Below are 5,247 nucleotides of genomic sequence, written 5' to 3'. Positions count from 1 at the left end.
AGGAATGCTGCCCCTTTAGTTTAAGTACATTTTTTCACAATCTCAATAGTGTAGAGCCTTTTTAGACACAATCCAATCACCTACAAAATAGAGTTCATAATGTCCATATGACTTGTATCAGAATGCTTATCGTTGTAAATACGCTTTATCCTGACGCTACTCCTATATAAGGTAATGAAGGTAGGTAGGTTGCTACTTATATCTAACTGATACAGCTGATACAGATAAGCTATTGATATGTATAGAGATCCTGGGTGGTGCTCAGAGGTACAGTGATGGTGAATCTATGTTCTATCAGTATGCTTCAATGAGTGAACCAGCAGTGACTGTGAGGTGAAGTCTGTTGTGTATCCCTACCAATGATATGCGTTATGTCGTTATACTTATGATGGTTGATGTATCATGCTATGAGTAAGCAAGGAGCATGACGTTATGATGATAGGTAGTTCAATCGATGATGGGTACAACATAGAGAGCACAAGAAGAGAAGCATATCAAGCAGGTCAAGGTAAACAATGTTTACCCTCCATTGATAGAAGATTCAGTTACAAATCCGCAGGGATCCAAATGAGTTCGAGGAAAGACTTAAAGGTATGCCCTACCACCTTCATAAAAAATCACTTTTTTACCTATAATAACGTGTAAAGTATAGTTCACACTACAGGACCCAAAACGCGGTTTGACCGTGAACTTTAAAAATCTAATCTTTACATTTTCAAAGGAAAAAACATATAAAAATATGTTATATTATGGAACAACAAAGAAGGAGGAATTGTTCAATGAAATACCATTACAATTTTATAATTGATGGAAAACTCATCGAAGTTGAGGAAAGAAATTATGAACGTGCTGAGCAGCGTGCTAAAGAAATTCTGGCAGAAATGAATCAAATAAAAGCCAAAAAATAAAAGCCTAATCGAGACTAAAAATCTTGGTTAGGCTTTTTTTTTTGCTTTTTTTTTAATTTCCCCCTGCTTCTATGAAGCATTTCACGAGCTTTTTCTTTCGTTATTCTGTTGGTGATTATGGGTTGAAAATGAGATATGCTGATGTAGCAGGAACAAATGGTACTGTTTGGTCAGCTGTAGATGCTTCATGTGAAGTTACTGATTCAAAAGCTGAAAAAGTAGGTTATGATATGAATGCTGTAGGAACTTATAAATTAAATGGTAAACTTAATAATGGCTATATAGTTCTTACTAGTTATATCAAACTTACTTCGTTAAATAAAACTAGTAAAGTTCTCGTGTTTATCAAAAATACACATATAGAGATTAAAATTTTTAATGGGGTTGAATTAAAATGAATGTATCGGCTTCTTATTTTATATTTGGTTTAATAAACATGATTTTAATGGTTGGAGCTATACCAGCTATCATATACGCTTTATATTTATTACGTAAAATTTCAAAAAAATAAAGTAAAAAAAAGGAAGAAGAACTTTTGTAGTTCCTCTTCCTGGTGTCTTTGTTTCTTCAGCCAATTACATTAAGAAAACTTTCAATAAAATCGTAATTTTATTCCCTTAATATTCCAACACACAAGGTGTTAAAGGTACATTCGTAAAACGTATCAATGACGGTAAATGGAGAGCTCGTGTCGATGCTGATGATGCTGATGATGCAGGTGTTACAGCATCTGCTATTACTGGTTGGTTCACTACTGTATATAACAAAGCATAATATCTATGGGCTACCTTCGGGTAGCTCTCTTTTATTTGTCTTAATCAACTAGCCATTTCCTGATAACATAACTAAGTCATACAAGTAATTAACAACTTTACCCATTCTCCAAGCTATTATTGCTGAACTAATTGCAATTACAGCTAAACTCACAACTTTTATTAACTCTAATTTGCCTTTATCCACCTATATCTCTCCTCAACCTGTACTATTTATGAGTATATATTCTTCAACGATAATAAATACCATGTGCAACTATCCTGCCCCGTTAGTGCCATTAAAAAAGGCTGTCGCAGCAACCTTCGTTATTGAAGTAAAGTACCCGTTAGTATTAATAATACTTATTGTAGAGTTGGCACAAACTATGTATTAGTGATCGGCTTTTTTCTTATAAAATCTCCAAATAACCAACTTAAAAGTGAATGAAATGCTACGAAATAAAATGCGTATGCTAAATTCCCTAACCAATTTATCGTTTGCCCCCTGAAGTATTGCAGACCAGAGCTTGCAATATACATGAGTATGAATACCACTATATAACTAATGAAGAACCTTTTCTTTGTTATTGCCATAAATACAAACCACTCCCAGGCAATCCAACTAACCTGCCCCGTTATACTTTTTTCCTTGAATTTGAATGTATGATAATTGTAAGAATCGCACGTTCAAAAGGCCGCCAATTGGCAGCCTTCTTATGGCGCTAACGCACCTGTTGGTTGGATATCTAAAAAAGCACCTACACTTTTTTGTTACCATAACGAGTGTTATAGGCCCAGTGACAGGGTCCTTACTCTAATTCGTCAGATAGTTTCCAATTACTAGAAAATAGTTCTTGCTAGTATCATGTAATTCACACCTCTGCAGCTTGCATAAGTTCGAATATTTTGCGAGTTGTATTTACATTCCTGATTGTTATTTGTTGATATGGCTTTGAACCAACGAGTCTAGCCATACCAGATTTGGTAATTTTATTTTTTTCAACCGACCATAGAATGGCTCCAGGAACGTATTTCACCGTATCAATTTCTGGTTTGATGACCAGCTTATTAAGCACTGACTCATCATCAATTTCGTCCCATAAAAACAGCACATCGCTTCTCATCTGTTGGTCGTTCGTCCAAGACTCTGGAAGGGAGTGTATGACTTTTTTAACATCATCAAAACTACGGACTAAAACTTTGATTTGTAATCCGAAGTTTGTATGTATAGCCTCTTCTAAAATATGGGATATTGTTGTTTTTGATTGGCCATTTACTGTGAAAATAATATTACCTGAATTGATATATGTAACTACAGAGCTCATACCCACTCGTTCAAAAGCTTGTTTAAGCAACTTCATGTTAATTTTATTTTTCCCACCAACATTGATTCCCCTAAGCAGTGCGACATAGACCATGATAATCCCCCTATTAGTTTGCATTTATATAAAACATTTGACGGATTAGAGCAAAAACTCTGTCACTGGGCCTTATAGACAGTTTTTATTTTGTCATATTTTATTTTTAAAATTTCTTAGTTTCTCCATTTCTCCATTCACTATCACATCAATATGAGCAGAAATGATATCAATATCTAAATCCCACCATTTAATTTCCAGCAATTCGTTAATGATTTCTTCTGAGAAACGGGTATAAAGTTTCTTTGCAGGATTTCCTCCAACGATAGTGTAAGGTTCCACATCTTTTGTAATAACCGATTTGGCTGCTACAATTGCACCATCCCCTATTTTTATTCCAGGCATAATGACAGTATCCATTCCAATCCAAACATCATTTCCAATTATGGTATCACCTTTAAACGGCAACTGATCTAACGTTGGCGTATATTTCTCCCAACCGTGTCCGAAAATATTGAATGGGTAGGTTGAAAAACCATCCATTCTATGATTAGCTCCATTCATAATAAACGTTACACCAGGTGCTATGGCACAAAATTTCCCTATGACAAGTCGGTCACCGAAAAATTCGTAGTGATATAACACTTGATCTTCAAAAGATTCACCATTTTTTGCATCGTAATATGAGTATTCACCCACAATAATGTTTGGTCTAGTAATTGTATTTTTTATAAATTGCACGACGCGATTTCCTTTAATCGGATATTTATCTTTAGGATTTGGCCCATGTTGCTTATTTGATTCCATGGATATCCACTGCCTTTCAGGATTTTTATAATAAACTTAGCCGACCTATTTTATTACATTCCTCAGCGAACCAAATGGCACCATCAGGTCCTAATACAATTCCATGTGGCTCCGCATTTTGTGTAGGAATTAGATACTCCGTAATTTTACCTTGCATTGTAATTCGGCCAATTTGATTACTTCCCCATTCAGTGAACCATAAAGCACGGTCAGGCCCTGTTACTATTGCGTGTGGACGAGCATTTGCAGTAGGGATGGTATATTCACTTATTGTTCCAGAGGTAGTAATTCTACCGATTTTATTTTCGTTAATTTCCACAAACCAAAGTGCATCGTCCGGTCCACTTGTAATACCTACGGGACCAGCATGTTTTGTTGGCAAAATGTAATTAGTCACTTCTCCGAGCATCGTAATCCGACCAATTTGATTACTCTGATTCTCAGTAAACCAGATGGCACCGTCAGGTCCAGCAACAATAAAAGAGGGATAGGAGCCAGGATTCGGTATATCATACTGAATAATTTCACCTGATGGTAAAATCCGCCCTATTCTATTTCCATTCATTTCGGTAAACCAAATGTCTCCATTGTGTCCTTCAGTTATTCCAAAAGGTGGAATTTGGACTCGGGAGAGTATATTCGATGATTTCACCTGTTACTTTCAGTTTTCCAATTTTATTCGCCCTATTTTCCGTAAACCATACATCACCCTGAGTTGTGGAGATTATAGATAGCACTCCTGCATTGGGTGTAGGAACAACGAAATGAGTGACTTCACCGTTAACAGTCATTCGACCAATTTGATTTGCTTTATGTTGTGTAAACCATAGCGCACCATCTTTTCCAGCAGTTATTCCATAAGGGCCTGGATCTATGTCAAGAAGTTCGTATTCGTCAATTTTTATCCCCACTATAATCCTCCTTCCACTTGTATAAAGTTCTTCTAGTAATTCGTTATAAAATGATTGAATTCCTGCGAAAAAGGTCTTTCATACTCTATTCATATTAAGTTAACATAATTAATCTAACAGAAGTTTCCCCTCCCCCCCCTTGGGCGCCAAGAACCTGTCACAATTTATTATTTTTCCAGGGTTTTATCATTGTTAAATCAACGTTTGTGCACACTCGCGCACCTGGTAGCCGTTTAAAAAGTGGGATTTTATGCAACTTCTTATTCAAGAAAATGGCCCGATTGCGGAACAAAAAAATCATTCATATCATTACAGGACTTTTAATCAAACTTTATTATAAATTCCCTCCCAACAACTGCCCACTCCAAGAAGTATGAAACTATCACACCAAGAAGAACATATAAAAAACTGTGTTAATCAAAATCATTCAACCTTCGTTCTTTATTTAACGTACATTATAAATTCTATTTCAAATGCAGTATTCCTTGTTGAACTATCCTGCCCCTTTCGT

6 protein-coding genes and 1 pseudogene are annotated in these 5,247 nt (G+C 35.7%); 2 read left to right on the top strand and 5 right to left on the bottom strand.

Going from position 1 to position 5,247, the window contains the following annotated elements:
• Positions 1–779 precede the first annotated feature (779 nt).
• Both J7J00_RS28565 and J7J00_RS27455 read left to right on the top strand, forming a co-directional pair.
• Complete coding sequence (locus tag J7J00_RS28565; RefSeq protein ID WP_255264169.1) at positions 780–908, top strand: hypothetical protein; 129 nt, start codon at positions 780–782, stop codon at positions 906–908.
• Between the two features lie 122 nt (positions 909–1,030).
• Positions 1,031–1,306 carry a hypothetical protein gene (locus J7J00_RS27455; RefSeq protein ID WP_214796330.1) on the top strand — a complete coding sequence of 92 codons (276 nt, stop codon included), beginning with the start codon at positions 1,031–1,033 and terminating at the stop codon, positions 1,304–1,306.
• Between the two features lie 219 nt (positions 1,307–1,525).
• On the opposite strand, the gene J7J00_RS28560 is transcribed toward J7J00_RS27455, so the two are convergent.
• The 5 genes and pseudogenes from J7J00_RS28560 to J7J00_RS27435 all read right to left on the bottom strand — a co-directional run bounded on the left by J7J00_RS28560 (position 1,526) and on the right by J7J00_RS27435 (position 4,736).
• Positions 1,526–1,660 carry a hypothetical protein gene (locus tag J7J00_RS28560; RefSeq protein ID WP_286201615.1) on the bottom strand — a complete coding sequence of 45 codons (135 nt, stop codon included), beginning with the start codon at positions 1,658–1,660 and terminating at the stop codon, positions 1,526–1,528.
• Positions 1,661–1,730: 70 nt separating this feature from the next.
• Positions 1,731–1,868 carry a hypothetical protein gene (locus J7J00_RS27450; protein WP_157830938.1) on the bottom strand — a complete coding sequence of 46 codons (138 nt, stop codon included), beginning with the start codon at positions 1,866–1,868 and terminating at the stop codon, positions 1,731–1,733.
• A 664-nt stretch (positions 1,869–2,532) separates the two neighbouring features.
• Entirely contained in the window at positions 2,533–3,078 is a 546-nt protein-coding gene (locus J7J00_RS27445; RefSeq protein ID WP_214796328.1) for a DUF1697 domain-containing protein, read from the bottom strand.
• 93 nt (positions 3,079–3,171) lie between these two features.
• Positions 3,172–3,825, bottom strand: coding sequence for a Vat family streptogramin A O-acetyltransferase (locus J7J00_RS27440; RefSeq protein ID WP_214796326.1), 654 nt, complete (start codon positions 3,823–3,825; stop codon positions 3,172–3,174).
• Positions 3,826–3,850: 25 nt separating this feature from the next.
• Positions 3,851–4,736, bottom strand: a pseudogene (locus J7J00_RS27435) (Vgb family protein).
• Positions 4,737–5,247: the final 511 nt, after the last annotated feature.

The sequence above is a fragment of the Bacillus sp. ISL-4 genome, from assembly GCF_018613275.1.
Lineage (GTDB): Bacteria > Bacillota > Bacilli > Bacillales > DSM-1321 > Peribacillus > Peribacillus simplex_E.
This window is presented reverse-complemented; position numbering and strand designations above follow the sequence as displayed.